At 71.1% G+C, this 22,615-nt stretch carries 23 protein-coding genes; 6 read left to right on the forward strand and 17 right to left on the reverse strand.

Features of this window, described 5'->3' with window-relative positions:
- Positions 1–4 precede the first annotated feature (4 nt).
- From ACULK4_RS18230 to ACULK4_RS18245, 4 genes are all read right to left on the reverse strand, one after another.
- On the reverse strand, positions 5–739 hold the full coding sequence (locus ACULK4_RS18230; RefSeq protein WP_445963806.1) for a phosphatase PAP2 family protein: 735 nt from the start codon (positions 737–739) through the stop codon (positions 5–7).
- Positions 729–1,517, reverse strand: coding sequence for a phosphatase PAP2 family protein (locus tag ACULK4_RS18235; RefSeq protein ID WP_445963807.1), 789 nt, complete (start codon positions 1,515–1,517; stop codon positions 729–731). Before ACULK4_RS18235 ends, ACULK4_RS18230 begins: the two co-directional genes overlap by 11 nt.
- Before the next feature lie 119 nt (positions 1,518–1,636).
- Positions 1,637–1,804, reverse strand: a complete 168-nt coding sequence (locus ACULK4_RS18240; RefSeq protein WP_445963808.1) for a methionine/alanine import family NSS transporter small subunit — start codon at positions 1,802–1,804, stop codon at positions 1,637–1,639.
- Complete coding sequence (locus ACULK4_RS18245; protein ID WP_445963809.1) at positions 1,801–3,414, reverse strand: sodium-dependent transporter; 1,614 nt, start codon at positions 3,412–3,414, stop codon at positions 1,801–1,803. The genes ACULK4_RS18240 and ACULK4_RS18245 overlap by 4 nt, the downstream gene beginning before the upstream one ends.
- A 177-nt stretch (positions 3,415–3,591) precedes the next feature.
- Here ACULK4_RS18245 and ACULK4_RS18250 point away from each other — a divergent pair, with 177 nt between their 5' ends.
- The gene (locus tag ACULK4_RS18250) at positions 3,592–3,966 is read left to right on the forward strand and encodes an SHOCT domain-containing protein (protein WP_445963810.1); all 375 of its coding nucleotides are present in this window, start codon (positions 3,592–3,594) and stop codon (positions 3,964–3,966) included.
- A 27-nt stretch (positions 3,967–3,993) separates the two neighbouring features.
- Here the strand turns inward: ACULK4_RS18250 and ACULK4_RS18255 are convergent, their stop codons facing one another.
- The 4 genes from ACULK4_RS18255 to ACULK4_RS18270 form a co-directional block, all read right to left on the reverse strand.
- Positions 3,994–5,451 carry a DUF2252 domain-containing protein gene (locus ACULK4_RS18255; RefSeq protein ID WP_445963811.1) on the reverse strand — a complete coding sequence of 486 codons (1,458 nt, stop codon included), beginning with the start codon at positions 5,449–5,451 and terminating at the stop codon, positions 3,994–3,996.
- Positions 5,448–7,184 (reverse strand): MFS transporter, encoded by a 1,737-nt coding sequence (locus tag ACULK4_RS18260; protein ID WP_445963812.1) that lies wholly within the window; start codon positions 7,182–7,184, stop codon positions 5,448–5,450. The genes ACULK4_RS18255 and ACULK4_RS18260 overlap by 4 nt, the downstream gene beginning before the upstream one ends.
- Positions 7,159–7,998 (reverse strand): class II glutamine amidotransferase, encoded by an 840-nt coding sequence (locus tag ACULK4_RS18265; protein ID WP_445963813.1) that lies wholly within the window; start codon positions 7,996–7,998, stop codon positions 7,159–7,161. Before ACULK4_RS18265 ends, ACULK4_RS18260 begins: the two co-directional genes overlap by 26 nt.
- Before the next feature lie 118 nt (positions 7,999–8,116).
- The gene (locus tag ACULK4_RS18270) at positions 8,117–9,463 is read right to left on the reverse strand and encodes a serine hydrolase domain-containing protein (protein ID WP_445963814.1); all 1,347 of its coding nucleotides are present in this window, start codon (positions 9,461–9,463) and stop codon (positions 8,117–8,119) included.
- A gap of 207 nt (positions 9,464–9,670) precedes the next feature.
- Between ACULK4_RS18270 and ACULK4_RS18275 the strand changes: the two genes are divergently transcribed.
- Positions 9,671–10,078: a DUF4383 domain-containing protein gene (locus ACULK4_RS18275; protein WP_445963815.1), complete on the forward strand. Its 408-nt coding sequence runs from the start codon at positions 9,671–9,673 to the stop codon at positions 10,076–10,078.
- Between the two features lie 10 nt (positions 10,079–10,088).
- Positions 10,089–10,628, forward strand: a complete 540-nt coding sequence (locus ACULK4_RS18280; protein WP_445963816.1) for a hypothetical protein — start codon at positions 10,089–10,091, stop codon at positions 10,626–10,628.
- Between the two features lie 64 nt (positions 10,629–10,692).
- Here the strand turns inward: ACULK4_RS18280 and ACULK4_RS18285 are convergent, their stop codons facing one another.
- Positions 10,693–12,009 (reverse strand): ATP-dependent DNA helicase, encoded by a 1,317-nt coding sequence (locus ACULK4_RS18285; RefSeq protein WP_445963817.1) that lies wholly within the window; start codon positions 12,007–12,009, stop codon positions 10,693–10,695.
- Between the two features lie 178 nt (positions 12,010–12,187).
- Here ACULK4_RS18285 and ACULK4_RS18290 point away from each other — a divergent pair, with 178 nt between their 5' ends.
- Complete coding sequence (locus ACULK4_RS18290; RefSeq protein WP_445963818.1) at positions 12,188–13,240, forward strand: hypothetical protein; 1,053 nt, start codon at positions 12,188–12,190, stop codon at positions 13,238–13,240.
- 12 nt (positions 13,241–13,252) lie between these two features.
- Here ACULK4_RS18290 and ACULK4_RS18295 read toward each other — a convergent pair whose 3' ends face one another.
- The 8 genes from ACULK4_RS18295 to gad all read right to left on the reverse strand — a co-directional run bounded on the left by ACULK4_RS18295 (position 13,253) and on the right by gad (position 19,546).
- Positions 13,253–13,798, reverse strand: a complete 546-nt coding sequence (locus ACULK4_RS18295) for a gluconokinase (protein ID WP_445963819.1) — start codon at positions 13,796–13,798, stop codon at positions 13,253–13,255.
- A 3-nt stretch (positions 13,799–13,801) separates the two neighbouring features.
- The gene (locus tag ACULK4_RS18300) at positions 13,802–15,742 is read right to left on the reverse strand and encodes a bifunctional copper resistance protein CopD/cytochrome c oxidase assembly protein (RefSeq protein WP_445964146.1); all 1,941 of its coding nucleotides are present in this window, start codon (positions 15,740–15,742) and stop codon (positions 13,802–13,804) included.
- Positions 15,743–16,047: 305 nt separating this feature from the next.
- Complete coding sequence (locus ACULK4_RS18305) at positions 16,048–16,335, reverse strand: HU family DNA-binding protein (protein WP_445963820.1); 288 nt, start codon at positions 16,333–16,335, stop codon at positions 16,048–16,050.
- Positions 16,336–16,589: 254 nt separating this feature from the next.
- Positions 16,590–16,895 (reverse strand): 30S ribosomal protein S14, encoded by a 306-nt coding sequence (gene rpsN, locus ACULK4_RS18310; RefSeq protein WP_445963821.1) that lies wholly within the window; start codon positions 16,893–16,895, stop codon positions 16,590–16,592.
- Between the two features lie 3 nt (positions 16,896–16,898).
- Positions 16,899–17,066, reverse strand: a complete 168-nt coding sequence (gene rpmG / locus ACULK4_RS18315) for a 50S ribosomal protein L33 (protein WP_022892462.1) — start codon at positions 17,064–17,066, stop codon at positions 16,899–16,901.
- Complete coding sequence (rpmB, locus tag ACULK4_RS18320) at positions 17,066–17,302, reverse strand: 50S ribosomal protein L28 (protein WP_056727420.1); 237 nt, start codon at positions 17,300–17,302, stop codon at positions 17,066–17,068. Before rpmB ends, rpmG begins: the two co-directional genes overlap by 1 nt.
- 215 nt (positions 17,303–17,517) lie before the next feature.
- The gene (locus ACULK4_RS18325; RefSeq protein ID WP_445963822.1) at positions 17,518–18,165 is read right to left on the reverse strand and encodes a hypothetical protein; all 648 of its coding nucleotides are present in this window, start codon (positions 18,163–18,165) and stop codon (positions 17,518–17,520) included.
- 13 nt (positions 18,166–18,178) lie between these two features.
- Positions 18,179–19,546, reverse strand: coding sequence for a glutamate decarboxylase (gad, locus tag ACULK4_RS18330; protein ID WP_445963823.1), 1,368 nt, complete (start codon positions 19,544–19,546; stop codon positions 18,179–18,181).
- Positions 19,547–19,841: 295 nt separating this feature from the next.
- Here gad and ACULK4_RS18335 point away from each other — a divergent pair, with 295 nt between their 5' ends.
- Positions 19,842–20,249, forward strand: a complete 408-nt coding sequence (locus ACULK4_RS18335; protein WP_445963824.1) for a DUF7144 family membrane protein — start codon at positions 19,842–19,844, stop codon at positions 20,247–20,249.
- 120 nt (positions 20,250–20,369) lie between these two features.
- Positions 20,370–22,604 carry a winged helix-turn-helix domain-containing protein gene (locus tag ACULK4_RS18340; RefSeq protein ID WP_445963825.1) on the forward strand — a complete coding sequence of 745 codons (2,235 nt, stop codon included), beginning with the start codon at positions 20,370–20,372 and terminating at the stop codon, positions 22,602–22,604.
- Positions 22,605–22,615: the final 11 nt, after the last annotated feature.

Consider the following 22,615-nt stretch of genomic DNA (forward strand, 5'->3'; position numbering starts at 1 on the left):
CCGCTCACCCACCGTGGGTGCGCTCCACCTTCTGCCAGACCGGCGGATGCGGCATGCGGTTCTCGCGGTAGAGCTTCTCGGCGAACGGCGCCCACACGATCAGGGCGGCGCCCGCACCGACGAGCATGCCGCCCACGACGTCGGAGACCCAGTGCGCGCCGAGGTACATGCGGCTCGCCATCATGAGCAGCGTGTAGACGGCGCCCACGACCCACACCCACGTGCGCAGGAAGATCAGGCCGAGCGCCATGGCGATCACCGCCGCGTTCGACGCGTGCCCCGAGGGGAACGACCCGAAGTCCGGGTGCACGAGGATGTCCTCGGGACGCACCCGGCCGACGACCACCTTCACGACTTGCGTGACCAGCCCACTCGCCGCAATCGCGAGCACGAAGAACAGGGCCCCCCAGCGGCGACGCCACAGCAGGAGGCCAACGACCACCACGGCGGGCAGGATGAAGCTCGAGACGAGCCCGCTCCCCAGCCGATCCAGCACCGAGGCCGCCGCCGTGACGACCGGGGTGCGCATCGCGACGATCGCGCTCATGATCGCGGATTCGAACGCGAACGGCTCGCGCGCCTGGTTCACCACGATGGCGATCCCCACCGCCGCGACCACGGCGAGCGCGATCACGCCGGTCCACACCCACGGGCGACGGCTGACGCGGACGGGTGCGGGTGCGTGATGCGTGGGCTGCTCGTCCTGGCCGGATTCCGCGCCGTCGTGGTCAGTGCTCATCGCGCCCCCACGCCTCCGGCCGGGCGTCGGACTCGCGCACCTGCTCCGGCGAGCCCACTCGGACGGTGCGCCAGGTGTCGACCGCGATGACCAGGCCGAGGACCACGAGCGACAGGAAGATCGAGCCGAGCGCGTCGGTCGCGTAGTGGTACCCGAGGTAGATGCGGCAGGCGGCGGTCAGCAGCACCACGAAGGTCGCGACGGCGAAGGCGAGCACGGTGATCACCGGTCGCCGGTGACGCGAGAACACCAGGTAGGTGCCGATGAAGAGGAAGTCGGCCACGCCCATGACGTGCCCGGAGGGGAACGACGACGTGGGGTCGTAGCCGTGGAGCATCTCGTCGGCCGGCGGACGGTCGCGCGCGATGATCGGCGCGAGCAGCTGCACGATGATGACGCCGAGGATCATGCCGCCGGCGAGCAGGATCGGTCGCCACGCGTGCTTGGCGAGGACGCCCCAGGTGACCGTCGTGACGAGGATGATGATGGGCATCGCGATCGGGCCGAACACGATCGCCAGCACGATCATGAAGGTCGTGAGCCAGTCGTCGCGGCCCGAGTCGAGCCACGCCTCGATCGGCGCGTCGATGAACGACAGGTCGTCGGCCTCAAGGATCGAGTCGAGCACGACGAAGAACCCGGTGAGCCCGACCACGGCGAGCACGGTGGCTGCGAGGTAGAGGTTGCGCTTCCCGCCGCGGGTGAGGTATCGCTCCTCGACCATGAACCGCTCGTGGAACCGGCGCAGCAGCCCCGACTCCTGCTTCGTCCCGGTCATCCGTTCCTCCTTCGCGCGGCCCGCTGCGACGCGGCGTCCTCACAGTATGGACGCGCGGCGCGACCCGCGGCGATCCGCCGCCACCCCTTGACGCGGCGCGCGATCGCCTGCTGCGGCGCCTACGTGTCGCGCTCGACGGGCGCGATGTCCTCGCGGTGGTCGTCCTCGCCGCCCGGCGGGAACTCGTGCCGATCGGGCCGTCGCGCGAGGTACAGGACGCTCACCGTGAATCCGCCCCACACGAGCAGGAGCGCGAGCACCAGGAAGAAGATCGCGGTGGCGGTCATCGTCGTCCCCCCTCGGTCGGCGCGGCCGCATGGTGCGGCGGCGTGTGATCCGGCAGCGGCGGCCAGGCGCGGAAGTCATCCGGGCTCTGCCGCCAGCGCAGCGCCGTGAGCAGGCCCGCGCCGGCGACGATCACGGCGATCGCGCCCCAGCCGAGCGCCAGCAGGTACCACTGCGGGTAGCCGGCGTAGCCGTCGATGATGAGCGACACGATGCGCGAGATGAGCATGTAGCCAAGGATCACCGGCGCCAGGACGCCCGCGAGCACCGTCCAGATCCCGCCGACGCGGAACGTCGAGACGCTGTTCAGGTGGTAGCGCAGCTCGGGACCCTTGCGCAGCACCCAGAACGCGAAGATGCTCGCGAGGATCGCCGACAGCACGATGCCGATGTTGTTCGCCCAGTTGTCGACCGTGTCGAGCGCGAGCAGGCCGGTCGTGGTCGAGAACAGCAGGATCGACAGCACGGCGGCGACGACGCCCACGCGCACCGCGGCCTGCCGCGGCGAGAGCGCGAACTTCTCCTGGAACCCGGCCGACACGACCTGCAGCACCGACAGCAGCGAGGTGAAGCCGGCCATCGCGAGCGAGCCGAAGAAGAGGATGCCGAAGATGGGCCCGCCCGGCATCTGCGACACGATCGCAGGGAACGTGATGAACGACAGCCCGACGCCCGTGAGGCCCTCCAGCTCCCCGACATCCACCCCCTGCTGGAACGCGAAGAAGCCGAGCGTCGCGAACACGCCGATGCCCGCGAGGATCTCGAACGACGAGTTCGCGAACGCGACCACGAGGCCCGGCGTCGTGAGGTTCGACCGGCGGCGCCGGTAGGAGGCGTAGGTGATCATGATGCCGAACGCGATCGACAGCGAGAAGAAGATCTGGCTGTACGCGGCGATCCACACGTTCGGGTCGGCGAGTGCCGCGAAGTCGGGGGTGAACAGCGCGTTGAGCCCGTCGGCGGCACCGTCGAGGAACAGCGCCCTCACGACGAGCGCTGCGAACGCGACCACGAGCAGCGGCAGGAAGATCACGTTGACCCGCTGCACGCCGCGCGCGACGCCCGCGGCCAGCACGACGATGACGGCGATCCAGATCAGTGCGAGCGGGATCAGCACGCTCGGTACGAACGTGAGGCTGAAGCCCGGGTCGCTCGTCTGCAGGTAGTCGCCGACGAGGAATCCCGCGGTGTCGTCGCCCCAGCGCAGGTCGAACGAGAAGACGAAGTAGCTCACCGACCACGCGATCACGACCGTGTAGTACAGCGAGATGGCGAAGCAGATCGCCACCTGGAACCACCCCAGCGCCTCGAGCGCCCGACCGTTGCGCCCGCCGAGGCGCCGGAACGCCGTCGGCGCCGAGCCGCGGAAGCGGTGTCCGACCGCGTAGTCGAGGAACAGGATCGGGATGCCCGCCGTGAGCAGCGCCACGAGGTACGGGATGAGGAACGCGCCACCGCCGTTCTCGTAGGCCACCCCCGGGAACCGCCAGATGTTGCCGAGACCCACCGCCGAGCCGATCGCCGCCAGGATGAAGCCCACCTGGCCGGTCCACTGCTCGCGCGGCTGCCGGTGCTGCCCGCGCTCTTCCGCCGCCGCTGATGATGATGACATCGCGCCTCCCAAGGCTCGCCGTCGCCTGCCTGCACCGTACCAAGGGCGGGGCGGATGCCGCAGCATCCGCTTCAGGGAACCGCGCGCGTGCCGCGGGACGTTCGACCCGGCGCGCGGCGATCGCGTGCGGCACGCTCGGAACGCGGCATCCGTTGCAGCACCGGAAGGGGATCGCCCATGGACACGTCGGGCATGGTGGCCTGGTTCTTCTGGATGTTCGTGTCGATCGCGTACCTGGTGGTCGTGTTCGCGGTGTTCGGCGACCTCTTCCGCGACCACGCGCTGAGCGGCTGGGGCAAGGCGGCGTGGATCCTGTTCATCGTGTTCGTGCCGTTCCTCGCGGTGGTCGTGTACCTCGTCGCGCGCGGGTCCGGCATGTCCGAGCGCCAGGCGGCACCCTCGCACGGTGCGCGCGAGGACTCCGTCACGGGCGTCGCCGGCCACGCGTCGATGTCGCCCGCGAACCGCATCGCCGATGCGGAGGCGCTTCTGGCCGACGGCGCGATCACGCAGGCCGAGTTCGACCGGCTCAAGGCCGACGCGCTCGCCTGATCCGCGGGCTCGGGCTCGGGCTCGGAGCTACCCGAGGTCGGCGGCGACGAGGCGACCGGATGCCACGGCCGCCCGGAACGCGCCGCAGTCCCGTTCGTTCTGGTCGGCGTAGTCGACCGCGAACTCGGCGATCGCCTGGTCGAACCGGTCGGATCCGCCGAGGTACGCCGCGATCGCGACGCGGTCGCCCGCTCGGGCGTGCGCGCGGGCGAGCGTCTCGCCGCACGCGCGGGCGTAGAGCTCGGCGCCGCGCGGCAGCATCACCTCGATGTCGGCGGAGCCCTTCCAGTCGTTGAGCTGTCGAAGGTAGAAGTCGCGCTCGACGCCGTCGGGCGCCAGGATGCGCTGCCACCCGAGGAAGACGTCGCTGGCCGCCTGCATGAGCCGCTGCCCGCGCACGACGCGTTCGCCGTGGTTCTCGTACCGGCTGGGCGCCAGGAAGCGCTCGAGCACCGACGCCTCGGCCTGCTTCGCCTGCAGGATCAGCGGGTCGGCATCGTCCCTGCCCCTCAGCAGCACGATCCACGCGCGCGTGCCGACGCTGCCGACGCCCACGACCTTGCGCGCGAGGTGCACGTAGCGGAACTCCTCGATCGGGTGCCGCTCGAGCGGCAGGGTCGAGCGGTACTCGCGGAGCATCCGCTGCATCCATGCCTCCACCTGCTCGCCCGTGCCCGGTTCCAACCCCAGGTCCTCGATCGCCACGACGAGAGGCGGTTCCGAGCGGATGCGCATGCCGCCACCGCCCACCTCGACGAGCTTCGTGAAGGCGCGGACGCTGTCTCGCGTTCGCGCCTTCGCGAGGGCCGAGGCCGTCCGCTTCACCTGCTTGCCGCTGACGCGGTTCGCCGCACGCTCCTCGCGGATCCACTCCTCCATGCGCTCGGCGTCGAGCCGGTCGTACCACGCCTCGAGCACGCCCGACTCCGCAGCGCGCCGCATGCGCTCGCGGTACGCGGCGACCGCCTCGAGCACGACCCGGCGACGCTCCTTCGGGGTGAACCCGCGGTGGCGTCCCGCGACCTCGAAGCTCGCCGCGAGGCGCTTCACGTCCCACTCCCACGGACCCGGCAGGGTCTCGTCGAAGTCGTTGATGTCGAAGATCAGCGCCCGCTCGGGCGTGGCGAACACGCCGAAGTTCGAGAGGTGGGCGTCGCCGCAGATCTGGGCCCTGAGCCCCGAGGCGGGCGTGCCGGCGAGGTCGGACGCCATGATGAGCGCCGCACCGCGGTAGAACGTGAACGGCGACACGAGCATGCGGGCGTAGCGGAGTGGTACGAGCTCCGGCACGCGGGTCACCGCCTGCTCCTCGAGGAGGGCGACCGGGTCGGGACGGTCGTTCGGCGGCGACCAGCCCGCGTGGGAGGAGCGGGGCACGGCGCGGCGGGCAACGCGGCCGGCCTCGGCCCTGGCGGGGAAGTCGTCGCGCCGTGCCGGGTCGAACTCGGTATCGGTGTCGCGCTCGGGTGCTGCGTCGATCGTCATTCGGTTCCTCCTGCGCTATCGGGCGCGGGCTCCGCCGCGCCGCGTCGACGAGGCGCCCGGCGCGGCGGGGCGTCGCTCGGGATGCCCTTCGAGAACACCAGCGCGGCCAGCGCGATCGCGATGAGCCCGACGAACGCGATGCGGAGCGCCTGGACCTGCGCCGCAGCGTACGCCCGCGTGAGTTCCGCGGCCTCGTCCTCGGACAGGCCGGCATCCTCGCCGATCTGCTGGACCGACGCGGCGGGGATCAGTTCGACGCCGCCCTCGGTCCGCTCCGCGACCGTCTGCTTCACGTCGTCGGGCAGCTCGCTCGCGGACACGGTGCCGGCGAACGAGGTCGCGAGCGCGCCGATCAGCACGGAGCCGATGAGCGCGGTGCCGAGCGACGAGCCGAGGTTCTGGAACACGCCCTGCATGCCGCCGACCTCGCTCGACTTCTCCGCGCCGACGCTGGACATGTTCACGTTGCCGAGCTGCGAGGCGAGCAGGCCGAGCGCCGCGCCGGCCGTGAACATCCCGATCCCGAACGCAGGGACCTTGAGCTCGGCGTCGACCGACGAGAGCAGGAGCACCGCGGAGGCCACCAGCACGAGCTGCCCGACCCGCACGATCGTGCGGGGCGACCAGATGCTCGACAGCCGCGTGCCCGCGAACGAGAACAGGATGAGCGAGATCGAGAGCGGGAAGATCTTCAGGCCCGTCTCGAGCGCGTCGAATCCGAGCGTCATCTGCAGGTAGACGGGGATCATGAAGAACAGGCCCGCCGTCACCGCGTACTGCGCACCGAGCGCGCCGAGGCCGCTGCGCAGCCGGCCGATCGAGAACAGGGTGACGTCGAGCAGGGGCGGCTGTCCCGTCTCGATGAGGTGCCGCTGCCGACGGAAGAACCACGCCACGAGCACGCCGCCGGCGAGCACGAACCAGGTCGTGAGGGAGATCCCGAACGGCTCGATGGGGAACCCGTTCACCTCGGGCGACTGCAGGGGGATGATCCAGCCCCAGGTCTTGCTCTGCAGCAGCCCGAGCACGATGAGCACGAGGCCGGCCGACGACAGCAGGACGCTCGCCAGGTCGATGCGCATGCGAACGGGTGCGTGCCGGTCGACGATGCGCCGGGCGAACAGCACGACCACGGCCATCACGACGACCTCGCCGATGAACACGTACCGCCACGAGAGGTAGGTGGTGAGGTACCCGCCGATGAGCGGGCCGGCGGCGACCGCGGCACCGGATGCCGCGCCGATCATGGCGTACGCCGTGACGCGCGCCCTGCCCGAGTAGTTGTCCGCGATGAGGGCCGCGATGGCGGGGATCACGAGGACCGCGCCGACGCCCTCGACGACCGACCAGCCGAGGAACAGCACCACGATGTTCGGGCTGAGCGCCGTGGTGAGCGACCCCAACGCGTAGATGATCGCGCCGATGACGAACGCGCGCAGCCGGCCCCAGACGTCGCCGAGCTTCGCACCCACGAGCATGAGCGCCGCCATCGTGAGGGTGTAGAAGGTGATCGCGGCCTGCATGGCCGAGACGGTCGTTCCGAGGTCGTCGACGACCTGCGAGATCGACACGTTCATGACCGTGCTGTCGAGCACCATCACGAACTGCGCCGCCGAGAGCGCGACGACGACCGTCCACGAGGCCTTCGCGGCATCCGTCGCCGGTTCGCGGGGAGCCGGCGGGTCGACGGCGGCCGTCGCCGCGGGCTCAGGCGGCGGATCGGAAGGGCTCATGGTGGTATCCCTCTCGATCGAGGACGGCGATGGTCGACTCCGGTACCTCGAGGAATACCCCCGGAAGGTCGTTCAGCGGCTCCGACACGACGACGTGCGCGTGATCGCCGAAATGGGAGAGCCGTTCGGCGTCGGGGTACATCTGGCGGATCGTCGGGATGTCGGCCGAGTGGAAGAGCGTTCGCGACCGTCCCTGCGACGAGTACCGCAGCGCCCAGATCGTCGCGCCGTCCGACACGGCGATCGTGCCCTGCATCGGGAAGAGGATGCCGTGCTCGCGGCCGACCCGTTCGACGTGGTCGACCGCCGACGTGAGCCCCTTCACCGGATCGTCGGCCAGCCCGAACGTCAGGGCGAGGTGGAAGACCACCTCCGAGTCGGTCGTGCCCGAGACGTGCGGGTAGAGCGAGGGGTCGATCGCGAACGTGAGATCGCGCTTCACCTTCGCGAACTCGGCGAGGAAGCCGTTGTGCATGAACAGCCAGTTCTCCCACCGGAAGGGGTGGCAGTTGGTTCGCTGGATGGGCGGCCCCGCGGCGGCGCGCACGTGACTGAAGAACAACGGGCTCTCGATGGCGCGCGCGAGTTCGCGGACGTTGTCGTCGTTCCATGCGGGTTCGGTGCTGTGGAAGACCGCGGGGATGCTGCCGGCGACGGCCCCTGGCGGGTACCACCCGATGCCGAAGCCGTCGCCGTTGACGGTCTCCGCGCCGAGCGGGGAGTCCAGGGACTGCGCGACGAGCGAGTGCGTCGCGTCGAGCAGCACGGTCGAGGTCCGAAGCGGTTCCCCCGAGTACGCCAGCCAGCGGCACATGAGCGTCCTCCCCCTGCCGCGCCTGCGCACGGCATCGCTGCGGGCCAGTCTCGTCGGTCGGCGGCGGGGCGAAGGGGTCCAAAGTCCCCGGCGGGCGCCGGCGGTCGAGCCGGCGGCGTCAGCCGTCGGTCGCGGGCGCCTCCCCGGCCGGCGCCTCGTCGCCCTCGGCCGGCGCCTCGTCGCCCTCGGCCGGGAGCGGGCAGACCGCGGCAGCCGTCATCCGCTCGACCGCCTGCTCGAACGACCAGGGCAGTTCGATGAGCGGGGGCGTCTCCGCCCCGGGCTCGGTCGCCTTCGACGCGATCGACGCCAGTGCGAACGCGGCCTCGCGCACGAGCTCCTGCCCCGAGGACGAGTTGTTGAGCGCGACGATGACGGTGAGGCCGGTCTCCGGCTCGGTGAAGGCGGCGGTCAGCGCACCGGTGCTGGCGCCGGCGACCCCCCGCAACGGTCCGTACTGCTGACCGCCGATCCCCTGCGTATACCACGCGGGCGCGTCGCCTCCGATCAGCGTCGTCGTCCAGGTGCGCCGCGCGGTGTTCTCGCTGAACAACGACCCGTTGGCGAACACCTCGCTGAACCGCTTGGCGTCGTCCAGTGTCGAGAACGCTCCGGCGGCCGTCCCGCCGATGGAGCTCGACCGCTCCGAGACATCCATGACGACCGCGCAGTCGCGGGTGCCGTCCGCGAGCACCCCGGCCGCGTAGCCCCCGAGCGCGCCCTCGTGCTCCGTGTCGGCCGGTGCGGGGATCGTCGTCGAGTCGAGGTCGAGCGGATCGAAGACGTACTGCTCCGCGAGGTCGGCCCAGGTGCGGCCGGTGTGCTGCTCGAGCGCGGTGGAGAGGAGCATGACCCCGGTGCGCGACTCGGCCCATCCCGTACCGGGGTCGAAGATCCGGTTCGCGGCCATGCCGCTCGCGACGAGCTCGGCCTCCGGCCAGACCCGCTCCGGGTTCCCGACGAAGAACCGGTTGAGCGAGGGGTAGTAGTCGGCGATGCCCGACTGGTTTCGGCACAGGTGCTCGAGGGTGATCCCGCCGAGGCCCGGCACGCCGCGCACCATCGTGCCGACCTGGTCGTCGAGCGCGACGACGCCCGCGTCGACGAGCCGGAGCATGATCGCGCACGTGATCGCCCCGGTCGCGGTCGTGAGCTGGAACCGCGTGTCGACCGTCACGTCCTCGGCGCCGGCGTCGAACCCGACGGTGCCCACCCCCGTGGTCCACGCGCCGGCCCACGGGGCCCAGACCCCCGCTACGGCGCCGCTCGACCCGCTCAGGCGCACGGCCTCGTCCAGGGTGGCGTCGAGTCGCTCGACGATGTCGGGCGCGAACTCGGACTCGGCCTGCTCGTAGCCGGTGATCGCCTGCGACGGCGTCGTGCAGCCCGAGAGGAGGAGCAGCGCGCAGGCCGACGCGACCGCTGCGGCGACCCTTCGCCGAACGCGACCCTGACCTGCAGCCACCGTGCCCCCCGCCGTGTGTCCGCAGCGATTGTAACCCGATCAGCCTGTGTCCCCATGCCCGGCACGTCACGGATCGGCGACGGCGCGCATCCGCCGCCGACGCGGTGTCCCCCGAACGACCGCCGCCGTGCCGCCAATCCGCGCAGTGCGCCGCGCCGAACCACTCCCAGCACGGCACCCGCCGCGCAACGAGAAGGAGGCATCGCCATGAAGCACTCACCCAACCGCATCGCCGCGACCGTGTTCGGCGCGGTCTACGTCCTGGTCGGCCTGCTCGGCTTCGCCGTGACCGGCGGCGTCGGATTCGTCGCGACCGAGGGCGGCCTGCTGCTCGGCATCTTCGAGGTCAACCCGCTGCACAACATCGCCCACCTCGCGATCGGCGCGGCGCTGCTCATCGCGGGCCTGTCGAACCTGGCCGCCGCGAAGGCGGTCAACACGACCGTCGGCGCCGCCTACCTGCTGCTCGGTCTCGTCGGCTTCTTCATCGCCGACACGGCCGCGAACATCCTCGCGCTGAACACGGCCGACCACTTCCTCCACCTCGCCAGCGCGATCGTGCTGCTCGGCGTCGGACTCGGAGCCGAGCGCTCCGCGCGCGTGGCGACGGCCTAGGGAGCCGGCCATGGACGCACTGGCGGCGATGACCCGCAGCTGGCCGATGCTCGGTGCGCTCGGCGCCGGCCTCGTGCTCGCGGCCCTCGCGGCCGGTGCGGGGGGTGCACCGCAGGTCGTCCTGGCCGGGCTCGGCGTCGCCGCGCTCGGCTGGGGCGTCCTGTCCCTCCGCGCGGGCCGGATCGCGGCTCCGCGCACGGTGCTCGGCGTGGCCGTCGCGGCGCTCCTCGCCGGCGGTGCCGCGGTGGTCGCGGGTGCGGTGACGGATGTCGCGGGCCTGCCCCTCGCCGCGGCATCCGTGTTCATCGCCTCGACCGGCCTCTCGGCCGCCTTCGCCGTGCGCGCCGGGCGGGCCGAGACCCTGCGGGTCGAGGAGTCCGCGAAGTCGGCGTCTCGAGACCCCCACGCGCTCAGCACGCTCGTCGGGCTCGCCGTCGGCGCCGCCCTCGTCTCCGCGCTCGCGACGCCCGCCCTCGCCGCCACCGAGGCGGGCGAGGCCGCCGTGCCCCATGGGCAGCACGGCACCCACGACCCGGGTCAGGCGCACTGACCCGCACGACCGCGGCCGGGGGTGCGTGGCGATGACGCCCCCGGCCGCACCCCTCCGCGCCGGCTCAGGCGGGCAGCTCGTCCGCGGCGCCCAGCTCGCGCGCGGCGCCCGACATGAACCGCTCGACGTCGCGATCGACGATGATGTCGCGCGGAACGAGCGGCCGGGCGAGGTACAACCCCTCGAGTGACGTGAGCCGCGACAGCGCCACGTAGGTCTGCCCGGGGCTGAACACCCGCGCGCCGAGGTCGACGATCGCGGCGTCGTAGCTCGCGCCCTGCGACTTGTGGATCGTCACCGCCCACGCGAGCCGCAGCGGGAACTGCGTGAACTCGGCGACGATCTCGCGCTCGAGCTTCTTCGCCGTCGGATCCCACGAGTAGCGGTACTTCTCCCACGTGGCCGGCTCGACCTCGTGCTCCTCGCCGTCGACCTCGACGCGCACCTCGCGGTCGAGCGAGGTGACCGTGCCGATCGTGCCGTTCACCCATCGCGGCGCCTCGCCCCAGCCGCCGGTGTCGTTGCGCAGGAACATCACCTGCGCGCCCACCTTCAGTTCGAGCCGCTCGTCGGCCGGGTAGCCGCGCCCGCCGAACTCGCCGTTCACGTCGGCCTCGTTCGCGATCGAGTGCCCGGGAAGGCGGTGCAGGGCCGTGCGGTTGATGCGGTTCACGGTCTCGTTCGTCGTCGCGAGCGTGATCGCGCCGTGCTCGGGCAGCGGACGCCGCGCGCCCGTGTCGTTCAGCACCTCCGCGATCTCGGCGGTCACCATGCCGTGCCGGACCGCGTTCAGCATGTGCTTGAACGCATCGTCGTGCTGCCGGTGGATCTCGCCGAGCTCGTAGATCCGCAGGTCGGCCTCCTGCCAGACCTTCGCGTCGAAGAACCACATCGACCGGTAGGTGTCGGCGAAGTAGCGGCGCTCATCGCCCGAGCCCGGCACGGGCGCGAGCTGGTAGGGGTCGCCGAACAGCACGACCTGCACGCCGCCGAACGGCTCGTGCGTTCGCTGGCGAGCCTGGCGCAGCGAGCGGTCCATCGCGTCCATCAGGTCGGCGTTCACCATGGAGACCTCGTCGACCACGAGCGTGTCCATCGCGTTGAGGATCTTCCGCACCGCGTCGTTCTGGTCGATCTCGTGGTCGGCGACGACCCCGATCGGCAGCCGGAACAGCGAGTGGATGGTCTGCCCGCCCACGTTCAGCGCCGCGACGCCCGTCGGCGCGCAGATGACGATCTGCTTCGACGTGTTCCAGTTCAGGTGGTTCAGGAGCGTCGACTTGCCCGTGCCCGCCCGCCCGGTCACGAACACGTGCTCGCGCGTGTGCTCGATCGCCCGGAACACCGCCTCCTGCTCGGCGGTCAGGGTCACTTCATGCACGGGTCGGTCCTTCGAGGGGTGAGCGGATGCCGCGCCGCGCACGCCGCCGCGCGCGGGTCGGCGTCTTCACTGTAGACCGGCCCGTCGGGGCGGTGGCCCGTCGCCGCGGCATCCGTTCACCGCCGTGTCTCGCTGTGGACAACCCGGGTCCCGGGGAGCCCCTGTTTAGACTTGGCGGGTGGGGAGCTCGGGCAGACGCGATGGGCGCCTGTCGCCGGCGGCCATCGCCGGGTGGGCGGGCCTCGCGATGCTGCTCGGCGGCGCCCTGCTCGCGGCGCTCGGCGGCCTCAACCAGAGCCTGTACGGCGCATCGGCGTTCGTGGAGCGATACCTCGACGCCATCGCGAACGACGACATCGTGAGCGCCGAGGCGACGCCGGGCGTGCGGCTCGATCCCGCCGACCTCGCGGGCGCGGGCCTCCCCGAGGAGACCTCGACGGCGATGCTGCGCTCCGGCGTGCTCAAGTCGGGCCCCGAGGACGTGCGCGTGCTGGCCGACGAGCCGACCGGCGACGAGGGCGCCCGCACCGTGACCGTGAGCTATCGCCTCGAGTCGTCGATCGTCGAGAGCACGTTCGAGGTCAAGCCCATCGAGCCGCTCTACGGCGTGCTGAACCGGTGGGAGTTCGCGACGAGCCCCCTCACCGTCGTCCAGGTCACCGCGGCGCACAACCCGCTGTTCACCGTCGGCTCGCTGACGCTCGACACGCGCGTGAACAAGACCGGCGACGAGCTGCTCGCCTTCACGCAGCAGGCGCCGTACCTCGCGATCGCGCCGGCGGTGTACGAGTTCGGGTACGAGTCGACCCTGCTCGAGGCCATCCCGAGCGAACTCGTCACCACGCCGGGCACCCCCGCCGAGGTGACCGTCGACGCGCTCCCGACCGAGGAGTTCATCGAGCGCGTGCAGGCCAAGGTCGACGAGTTCCTCATCGATCAGTGCGCGAGCCAGCCGGTGCTGAAGCCCGCCGGCTGCCCCTTCGGGGTCGACGTCGACGACCGCGTCGTCACCGAGCCCGCATGGACCATCGTCGAGTCGCCGCCCGTGACGCTCGTGCCCGGCGAGACGCTCTTCGAGATGCCGCCGACGCCCGGCGTCGCGCGGGTCACGTTCGAGGCACAGTCGCTGTTCGACGGCAGCTACTACCTCTTCGAGCAGGACGAGGGGTTCACGCTCGCACTCGATGCTCGGGTGCGACCCGACGGGTCCATCGCGATCCAGCTGAAGTAGCCGGGCCGCGGTTCAGTCCCAGGGCGGGTCGAGCCGATCGAGGGCGGATGCCGCGGTCGCCGCGATCTCGTCGACCCCGTCGACCACGTCGACGCGCACCGCGCGCTCGTCGGCATCCGGAGCCTCGTACGCGGCGAGCTGCGAGGCGAGCAGCGTCGCGGGCATGAAGTGGTCGACGCGCCCGCCGATGCGCTGTGCGAGCAGCGCCTCGTCGCCCTCGAGCGCGACGAACACGGTGTCGGGCGCCGCCGCGCGGAGCCGGTCGCGATAGGCGCGACGCAGCGAGGAGCACGCGACGACGACCCCGGGCGGGCCGGCGTCGGCGAGCGCCGCGCCGACGAGGTCGAGCCACGGCATCCGGTCGGCATCGGCCAGGGCGATCCCGGCCCGCATCTTCTCGACGTTCGCGGGCGGGTGCAGGTCGTCGGCGTCGACGAAGTCGAGCCCGAGCCGGTCGGCGAGCGCGACGCCGACGCTGGTCTTCCCGGCGCCCGAGACGCCCATCACGACGATGCGGCGCACCGCGGCCACGGTCTCAGCGGGCTCGGCCTGCGGCATCCGTCACTCGCCCCTGCCGTCGCGCGCGGCGAGCGCCGCGAGCTGAGCGTTGTACGACTCGAGCTCGGCCTCGCCCGTGCGGTCGGCGTGCCGGTCGCGCCGCTTGGTCTCCTTTGCGTCGCTGCGCGCCCATTGGATGGCGACGGTGATCGCGAGCGCGACCGTCGGTATCTCGCCGATCGACCAGGCGATCCCGCCTCCGAGCTGCTGGTCGGCGAGCGCGTCGGTGCCCCAGCCCATGGCGCCGTACCAGTCGGCCAGCAGGAGGCCCGTGCCCATCATGATCGACAGGCCGAAGAACGCGTGGAAGGCCATGGTGCCGAGCAGCAGCACGAGCCGGAACGGGTACGGCAGCCGGTACGGCACCGGGTCGATGCCGATGAGCGACTGCACGAAGAGGTACCCGGTGATCAGGAAGTGCGTGACCATCCAGGTGTGGCCGATGTGGTCCTCCATCGTCCACCGGAACAGCGGCGAATAGTAGAAGACGTAGAGCGACCCTGCGAACAGGACCGCGGCGACGATCGGGTTGGCGATGATGCTCGCGAACTTCGAGTGCACCGCGAGGAGGATCCATTCGCGACCGCCGCGGCTGCCGTCCTTGCGAGAGCGGATGGCGCGGGCGGCGAGCGTCACGGGCGCGCCGGGCACGAGCAGCACCGGCACCCCCATCGTGAGGATCATGTGCGCGAGCATGTGCGCCGAGAACAGGTACTCCTCGTAGGCGCTGACGCCGCCGCTCGTGACCCACGCGAGCAGCAGCAGGCCCGAGATCCACAGCACGGTGCGGTACACGGGCCACGCGTCGGCGCGGCGGCGCAGGCGGATCACGCCGGCGACGTAGAAGAAGATGCCGAACCCGCACGCGAGCAGCCACAGCAGGTCGGGACTCCACTCGGTGAGGTAGCGCAGCACGTCGGGCGGCGGAGGGAGCGGCTCGCCCGTCAACAGCTCGGCGGGGGTGCGCGCGAGGCCGCCCGAGACGTCCTCGGCGACCGGGGTGGCCGTGCGCGCGAGTGCGGCGGCGACGCCCGAGGCGATGCCCATGAACGCGAGCTCCACCACGACGAGCAGCCAGAACGCGCGGGTGGCGGATGCCGCGGGGCGGGCGACCTGCGCCGACCCCGGTCGCAGCATCCGCCCGATCATGACCCGGCGCTGGGCCGCGCCGAACAGGCCGAGCGCCACGAGCGCCGCGACCTTCGCGAGCACGAGGAGTCCGTACCCCGTCGCGAGCTGCGACCACGACCCGATGCGGAGCGCGGCGCTCGCGTAGCCGGAGATCGCGACGACGATGAAGCTCACGAGCGCGACCGTCGAGTACCGGGCCAGGACGATCGCGAGCCGGTCGCCCGACAGCCGCGACCTGAGCAGCACGAGCGTGAGGAGCCCGCCGAGCCATGCGGCAGCGAAGACGAGGTGCAGGCCGAGCGCGGTGACGGCCTCGGAATGGCCCGCCGTGCCGGCTGCGTGCCCCTGCTGCGCCATCGGCACGAGCGCGACGACCGCGAGCACGCCGACGAACACGAGCGCGGTGTGGTTGCGCACCGCGAAGCACAGGACCGTGACGGCCGCGGCGACGAGCGTCGTCGTGAGCCACGCCTGGCCGAGTTCGATCGACGTCGCGAACTGGCCGAGCTGGGAGCCGAACCGGTCGCTGAGTTCGAACGGCGCTCCGGTGACCAGCAGGAAGGTGAGCACCCCGGTCGCGGCGCTCGCGACGGTGAGCACGGCAGCGGATGCCGCGGCCACGTCGAGCGCCAGGTCGAACTCACGCTGCTTCGGGCTGAGCGCCCACAGCGCCATGACGAGCGCCCCGATCATGCCGGCCGCGCCGAGGTTCACGAACAGCTTCGCGACGGGCACGCCCCACCGCGCGACCGGTCCCGGGTCCTGGATCGGGTACGGCGCTGCTCCCCCGCCGAATGCCAGCGCGGCGATCATCGCAGCGAGCGCGACGGCGACGAGGGCGGCGGGGCCGAGCACGCGGACGGAACGGGTCACCGTAGAAGCCTAGGCGAGCAGGCTGGAAACGGGCTCGCCGCGGTGGCCGTCCGCGGTTCGGCTTCCGCGCGTCCCCCGCCGTGGATCACAGGAGTCCCGGCGATGTGCAGGAGGATCGGCGGGATCACGTCCTGCGGATCGCCGGAAGTCCTGCAACCGGAGGGACCGCGGCACGCCGAAGGGGCGCACCGGATCGACCGGGCGCCCCTCCTGGAGTCTCGGGATGCGTCGTGCGACGCCGCGGGTTACTTCGCGGCGGCCTTGAGCTTCGAGCCCGCGGACACCTTGACCGAGTTGCCGGCGGCGATCTGGATGGTCTCGCCGGTCTGCGGGTTGCGGCCCGTGCGGGCGGCGCGGTGGGTGCGCTCGACGGCGAGCCAGCCCGGGATGGAGACCTTGGTGCCCGAGCCGACCGAGTCGGCCAGCGTCTCGAAGAACCCGTTCAGCACGGAGTCGACGGTGCTCTGGCTCTGGTTCGTCGCCGCAGCGATCTTGGCAACGAGCTCGGACTTGTTGAGCGACTTGTCAGCCATTGAATGTCCTCCTCGGACCTTCGCTGTTGTCACAGCTGTCGTATGGATACGCGGAGTCGACCTCGCGATCGCCCCCGTGGCCGTTCAGGCCGCCTCGAATGTAGCAGAGTCCCGCGGAAACCCGCGGATTTCCGGGGTTTCGACGGCGGTTCGCGTGGGGGTTGACGGATGCCGCGGCATCCGTTCGCCCCCGAAGACGACGAGAGGGGCGCCCCGGGTGATCCGGGACGCCCCTCTCGGGAACCGTTGGGTGCTTACCAGCTCGACTTGGTGATGCCGGGCAGCTCGCCGCGGTGCGCCATGTCACGGAAGCGGACGCGCGAGACGCCGAACTTCGTGAGGACGCCGCGGGGGCGGCCGTCGATGGCGTCGCGCGAGCGCACGCGCACCGGCGAGGCGTTGCGCGGAAGCTTCTGCAGGCCGACGCGGGCGGCCTCGCGGGCCTCCTCGGTCGCGTTCGGGTCGACGAGGGTCTTCTTCAGCTCGGCGCGCTTCGCGGCGTAGCGGTCGACGACCACCTTGCGCTGCTCGTTGCGCGCGATCTTGCTCTTCTTCGCCATGTCTTAGCGCTCCTCTCGGAAGTCGACGTGCTTGCGCACCACGGGGTCGTACTTCTTGAGCACGAGACGGTCGGGGTTGTTGCGGCGGTTCTTGCGGGTCACGTAGGTGTACCCGGTGCCTGCCGTCGAACGGAGCTTGATGATGGGGCGGATGTCCTGTGCCTTCGCCATCAGAGCTTCACCCCCCGAGCCTGGATGTCCTTGATGACGGCCTCGATGCCGCGGGCGTCGATCACCTTGATGCCCTTGGCGGACACGTTCAGGGTGACGTTACGACGAAGCGAGGGCACGTAGTAGGTCTTCTTCTGCACGTTCGGGTCGAAGCGGCGCTTCGTCCGGCGGTGCGAGTGCGAGATGTTGTGTCCGAAGCCGGGAACGGCTCCGGTCACCTGGCACACTGCTGCCATTGGTCTTTCCTCCAATACCGAGGGGCCGGACGGCCCCTCCCAAGGTCTCTTGTCTGCAGGCGCATCCCCTCCGCGCGAGCGGGAGATACAGGGGATTCGTCCACGGTCCGGGCGGTGGAAGCGCCCAGCCAAACGTCGAGTTTACCAGACGGGCCGGTCGCGGCCGAATTCCGACGGATGCCGCGGCGCGCGCGCCCCGCGCGGCATCCGCTCGCTCAGCCCTTGGGGATCGTCCGGCGCGACAGCAGCGCCGCGACGAGGAAGCAGACGCCGCCGAGGAGCGTGCCGAAGTTCGCCCAGAGCAGGTTCACGTACGTGCCGGTGTCCGGCAGCACGTACGCCCCGATCGCCGAGAGGCCGAAGAAGACCGAGCCGACCATGTTCAGCCAGGTGCCGTGCCAGGTGCGCGCATCCGTGTCCCAGAGCTCGCCCCGCTCGTTAGTGGCCGCCATGGCCAGCGCGCTCGAGACCAGGAACGCGATCGAGCCGAACGCGTCCGGGCGCCATCCCACGCCCATCCGGGTGGGGTCCGCGATCGCGCCGAGCATCGCCCAGAACGTGCTCCAGTTGAAGAAGAGGGTGCCGACGAACTGGACGGCGGCGGCCCACCAGTCGTTGCGGTCCGCGCGCGTGGCGCCCCGCCTCGGCAGGTGCCTCCCGCTGAGGCTCAACTGGATGAACGCGGCGAGGGTGAAGAAGATCGAGCCGACGAAGAACGTGATCCCGACCCCGACGGGGCCCGCCCACTCCGCGTAGTTCGGGACGGCGCCGACGATGAAGCAGAAGGAGCCGACGATGAAGCCCCACGCCTCGCGGCGCAGGCGGCGCACCGTCGGCACCTCCCGACGGGCGGTCTCGACCACGTCGCCTCCGTGCTCAGTGATGGAAGGTCTGGACGAGGCCCTCGTGCGGCATCGCGCCGTCGAGGCCGTCGAGGAACTCGGTCTCCTCGCGGATGTCGCGGAGCAGGTCCTCGGCGAGGTCGTGGCTCAGCCCGTTCCGGCACACGATGCGCATCACGGTCTGGTCGGACTGGTCGCCGGACAGCGGATAGGCGGGCACGAGCCATCCCTTGATGCGAAGCCGCTCGGACAGGTGGTAGAGCGTCCACTTGTCGGTGTGGCCGGGCTTCAACCGCCAGGCGAAGACCGGGATGTCGCGGCCATCGGTGAGGAGCTCGTACGCGTCGAGCGCGCCGATCTCCGCGGAGAGGAACACCGCGACGTCCTGCGACGCCTGCTGGATCGCACGGTACCCCTCCCGTCCCAGCCGCAGGAACCGGTAATACTGCAGCAGCACCTGGGCGCCGGGCCGGGAGAAGTTGATCGCGAACGTCGGCATCGACCCGCCGAGGTAGCTCACGCGGAACACGAGATCCTCGGGCAGCGCGGCGGTGTTCCGCCACACCACCCAGCCGACGCCCGGGTAGACGAGGCCGTACTTGTGGCCGGAAGTGTTGATCGACTGCACCCGCTCGACCCGGAAGTCCCACTCGAGGTCGGGCTGCAGGAACGGCGCGATCATGGCGCCGGACGCGCCGTCGACGTGGATCGGGACGTCGAGGCCCGTCGCCGCCTGGATCTCGTCGAGCTTCGCCGCGACCTTCGTCACGGGCTCGTACGAGCCCGTGTAGGTGACGCCCATGATCACGACGACGCCGATCGTGTTCTCGTCGACCACGTCCTCGAGCCCGGTGCCGTCCATCAGGGGATGCTCGTCGCTCGTCGGGATGAAGCGCATCTCGATGTCGAAGAAGTTGCAGAACTTCTCCCAGCAGACCTGCACCGCGCTCGACATGATCAGGTTCGGCGTCTCGGTCGACTTCCCTGCCGCGCGTCGCGCGTGCTGCCAGCGTCGCTTCAGGGCGAGCCCGCCGAGCATGCACGCCTCGGACGAGCCGATGGTCGACGTCCCGATGGCGTCATCGGGGTCGGGGGCGTTCCACAGGTCGGCGAGGATCCGCCAGCAGTACTCCTCGATCGCCGCGGTCGCCGGGTACTCGTCTTTGTCGATCATGTTCTTGTCGAACGCGTCGTGGTACAGCCGATCGCCGTGCTCGTCCATCCACGTCGTCACGAACGTGGCGAGATTGAGGCGGGCGTTCCCGTCGAGCATCGATTCGTCGTGGATGATGCGGTACGCGGTCTCCGGGAGCATCGCGCCCTCCGGGATCCTCGTGTACCTCGCGGTCGTCGCCTCGCCCGCTCGCGTGAACGTCGGCTCGAGTTGCTCCTCCTGGCGCATGGTTCCCCCTCCATCCGTTCGGCTCGGTCCGCGTGCCGCGGGCCTCGGGCGATGGGCGCCTGCGATGCTCCGGAGCCGTCCGATCGAGGCGCCGCCCATCGCAGAGCGTACGCCGGGGCACACGGTCGACGCGTCACCCGTTCTGGGTGAGGTCGGTTCGAGCGTCCTCAGTTCCCCCATCGCGTTTCACGCGTCCTGCGTGATGCCGGGCGGAGTCCTCCGCCGATAGCTTCGCCACCGTTCCGTCGGAGCGCACGGCAGGATGCCGCAGCGACGTCACCCAGGGAGGTTCGAGATGAGTGAGACCGAGACGACCGGATGGGTCGGGTGGGGCTGGTTCGCGGGCATCGTGCTGCTGACGGCCGGCCTCTTCGACGTCATCTACGGACTGACGGCCGTGATCGGGCCGGACACGGCCTACTTCTCCACGGGAGCCGGCAGCCTGTTCCTGTTCGACGTCGCGGGCTGGGGCTGGTGGCACCTATTCAGCGGCGCCGCGCTCATCATCGTCGCGCTCGCGTTGCTCGCCGGAGCAACGTGGGCACGGGTCGTGGCGGTGATCCTCGTGATCCTGAACGCGGTGGGCCAGCTGTTCCTGCTGCCGGTCCAGCCCTGGTGGTCGCTCACCATCATCGTGCTCGACATCCTCGTCATCTACGCGCTCACCGTGCACGGGCGCGAGCTTCGAGCTGCGCGGGGGTAGCGGCGGTGCCCCGCTTCCGTCGGCTCCCACGGAAGCGGGGGCCCGAGTCCCGCCGAGGCTCGGTCCCGGCGTCGGCGAATGTCCTTGAGGGCCTGCACGGCTCGACCATAGGATGCCCCCGTGGTCGGGGACACACGCAATCAGGCTTCGCCTGCGCTCGGACTCGATCGGGTGCTGCTCGACACGAAGCTCAGCACCCCGCCACCGAGGCGGGGATCGGCGAGCAGGCACGGCCCGATCGAGCGGGCGCGCGCGAGTGACGCGAGAATCGTCGGTGTCAGCGCTCCAGCCGGGTACGGCAAGACGACCATGCTCGCCGAGTGGGCATCGACGGAAGCCCGCCCGGTCGCGTGGGTGACACTCGACCGGTTCGACGACGACCCTGCCGCGCTCCTCACGCTGATCGCGGCGGCATACGCCAAGATCTTCCCCGAGGCCGCCGGAATCGTGGAGAAGATGGGTGGAATGAGCGTGGCACCGCTCGGCCGGTCGGCGCCGCTCCTCGCGTCGACCATCTCCGGCGCGCCGGTTCCGTTCGTGATCCTCATCGACGACCTCCACGAGGTCGAGTCCGCGGGCTGCCAGGACGTGCTCGAGGTCGCCCTCGCCGGCGTTCCGGACGGATCCCAGGTGGTGCTCGCGAGCCGGCACGAGCAGGCGCACCTCGCTCGCCGGAGGGCGGAGGGGCGGACGTACGAGATCGGCGTCGCAGAGCTGCGGGCGGATGTCGCGCAGGCGCGCGTGATCTTCGAGACGGTCGGGGTCGAGAAGTCCGACGGCGAGCTCGACGTCCTGGTCCAGCGGAGCGAGGGGTGGCCGGTCGGGCTGTTCCTGGCCGCGCTGCTCACGCGGGACGGGGCGCCCGGGACCTCGATCGCGGGTGACGACCGGTTCGTGGCCGACTACCTCTACCGGGAATGCCTCCGGCACCTCCCCGACGATGCCCAGCGATTCCTCCGTCGCACGTCGATCCTCGAGCAGATGTCGGGTGCGGTCTGCGACGCAGTGCTCGACCGGTCCGATTCGAGTGCGATGCTGCGCGCGCTCGAAGCGAGCGGCCTGTTCCTCGTGCCGCTGGACCGCCGCCGGGGGTGGTATCGGTACCACGGTCTGTTCCGGGAGTTCCTCCTCGCGGAACTCGAACGTGCGGAGGCCGGGGCGACCGCGACCCTGCACCGGCGCGCGGCCGACTGGTACGAGGAGAACGGCCTGCCCGCCCGCGCGATCGAGCACTTCCTGGCAGCGGGAGATCGGGCGCGCTCCGTCCACCTCGTGGCCGAGCTCGCGTTGCCGACCTACCAGGCCGGCCAGGTCTCCGTCGTGAACCGCTGGGTGACGGAGCTGGGCGACGACGCCGTCTCGACGTATCCCCCGCTGGCGGTGCTGGCGGCCTGGGAGGCCGTGCTGACCGGGCGGTCGGCAGATGCCGAGCGGTGGGCCGACGTCGTCGACCGCGCGTCCCACTCGGCGGTGCCGGCGGACGATCAACCCGCGTTCGAGTCGGCTCGCGCCATGCTCCGCGCCGCCATGCTGGCGGCCGGCCTCGAGCGCGCGGTCGAGGACGCCGAGCTCGCCGTGGCGAGCGAGCCCGCCTGGAGTCCGTGGCGGGACCAGGCGCTCCATCTCGCGGGTACGACCCGCCTCCTCGCAGGCCGGCCGGATGACGCCCACCGGGCCTTCGCTGAATCGATCGACCAGGCGGCGGCGATGGGCAACGCCGACTCGATCGTCCTCAGCGCGCCCGAACTGGCGGTCTTCGCCATCGACGCCGGCCAGTGGGAGGAGGCGGACCGCCACTCGGCTCTCGCCCTCGACACGATCGACGCCCACCACATGGAGGGCTATCCGACCGCGGCACTGGCGCTCGCCGTCGGCGCCCGCGTCGCGCTGCGCCGCGGCGACGTGGAAGCCGCCGAGCGGCTCCTCGCCCGAGGGATGCGCGCGAGGGTGGGATGCACGTACGTCCTCCCGTACCTCGCGGTGAAGGTGCGTCTTCAGCTCGCGTCGGCGTATGCCGAGCGGGGTCACCGCACGACGGCCATGCATCTCCTGCGCGAGATCGACGAAGTGCTGGAGATCCGGCCCGGGATGGGCACCCTCGTCGACAAGGTGGCCGAGTTCCGCCGCCGAGCGCATGGGGATCCTGTCGAGGACGGCACGCCGCTGACCCCGGCGGAGCTCAGGCTCCTGCCGTACCTGCAGACGCACCTGACGTTGAGCGAGATCGGTCGACGACTGTTCATCTCGCGGAACACCGTGAGTTCGGAGGTGGGCTCGATCTATCGCAAGCTCCGAGTCACCACTCGGGGCGAGGCCGTCGAACGAGCCGTCGCCCTCCGGCTGCTCGGAGCCTGACCGTCCGGTTC

This window comes from Agromyces selenitireducens (genome assembly GCF_052748465.2).

Bases quoted from the DNA above. Each gene is read 5' to 3' on its own strand.
- ACULK4_RS18230 (WP_445963806.1), bottom strand. From the start codon at position 739: ATGAGCACTGACCACGACGGCGCGGAATCCGGCCAGGACGAGCAGCCC.
- ACULK4_RS18235 (WP_445963807.1), bottom strand. From the start codon at position 1,517: ATGACCGGGACGAAGCAGGAGTCGGGGCTGCTGCGCCGGTTCCACGAG.
- ACULK4_RS18240 (WP_445963808.1), bottom strand. From the start codon at position 1,804: ATGACCGCCACCGCGATCTTCTTCCTGGTGCTCGCGCTCCTGCTCGTG.
- ACULK4_RS18245 (WP_445963809.1), bottom strand. From the start codon at position 3,414: ATGTCATCATCATCAGCGGCGGCGGAAGAGCGCGGGCAGCACCGGCAG.
- ACULK4_RS18250 (WP_445963810.1), top strand. From the start codon at position 3,592: ATGGACACGTCGGGCATGGTGGCCTGGTTCTTCTGGATGTTCGTGTCG.
- ACULK4_RS18255 (WP_445963811.1), bottom strand. From the start codon at position 5,451: ATGACGATCGACGCAGCACCCGAGCGCGACACCGATACCGAGTTCGAC.
- ACULK4_RS18260 (WP_445963812.1), bottom strand. From the start codon at position 7,184: ATGAGCCCTTCCGATCCGCCGCCTGAGCCCGCGGCGACGGCCGCCGTC.
- ACULK4_RS18265 (WP_445963813.1), bottom strand. From the start codon at position 7,998: ATGTGCCGCTGGCTGGCGTACTCGGGGGAACCGCTTCGGACCTCGACC.
- ACULK4_RS18275 (WP_445963815.1), top strand. From the start codon at position 9,671: ATGAAGCACTCACCCAACCGCATCGCCGCGACCGTGTTCGGCGCGGTC.
- ACULK4_RS18280 (WP_445963816.1), top strand. From the start codon at position 10,089: ATGGACGCACTGGCGGCGATGACCCGCAGCTGGCCGATGCTCGGTGCG.
- ACULK4_RS18295 (WP_445963819.1), bottom strand. From the start codon at position 13,798: ATGCCGCAGGCCGAGCCCGCTGAGACCGTGGCCGCGGTGCGCCGCATC.
- ACULK4_RS18300 (WP_445964146.1), bottom strand. From the start codon at position 15,742: ATGATCGCCGCGCTGGCATTCGGCGGGGGAGCAGCGCCGTACCCGATC.
- ACULK4_RS18305 (WP_445963820.1), bottom strand. From the start codon at position 16,335: ATGGCTGACAAGTCGCTCAACAAGTCCGAGCTCGTTGCCAAGATCGCT.
- rpsN (WP_445963821.1), bottom strand. From the start codon at position 16,895: ATGGCGAAGAAGAGCAAGATCGCGCGCAACGAGCAGCGCAAGGTGGTC.
- rpmG (WP_022892462.1), bottom strand. From the start codon at position 17,066: ATGGCGAAGGCACAGGACATCCGCCCCATCATCAAGCTCCGTTCGACG.
- rpmB (WP_056727420.1), bottom strand. From the start codon at position 17,302: ATGGCAGCAGTGTGCCAGGTGACCGGAGCCGTTCCCGGCTTCGGACAC.
- gad (WP_445963823.1), bottom strand. From the start codon at position 19,546: ATGCGCCAGGAGGAGCAACTCGAGCCGACGTTCACGCGAGCGGGCGAG.
- ACULK4_RS18335 (WP_445963824.1), top strand. From the start codon at position 19,842: ATGAGTGAGACCGAGACGACCGGATGGGTCGGGTGGGGCTGGTTCGCG.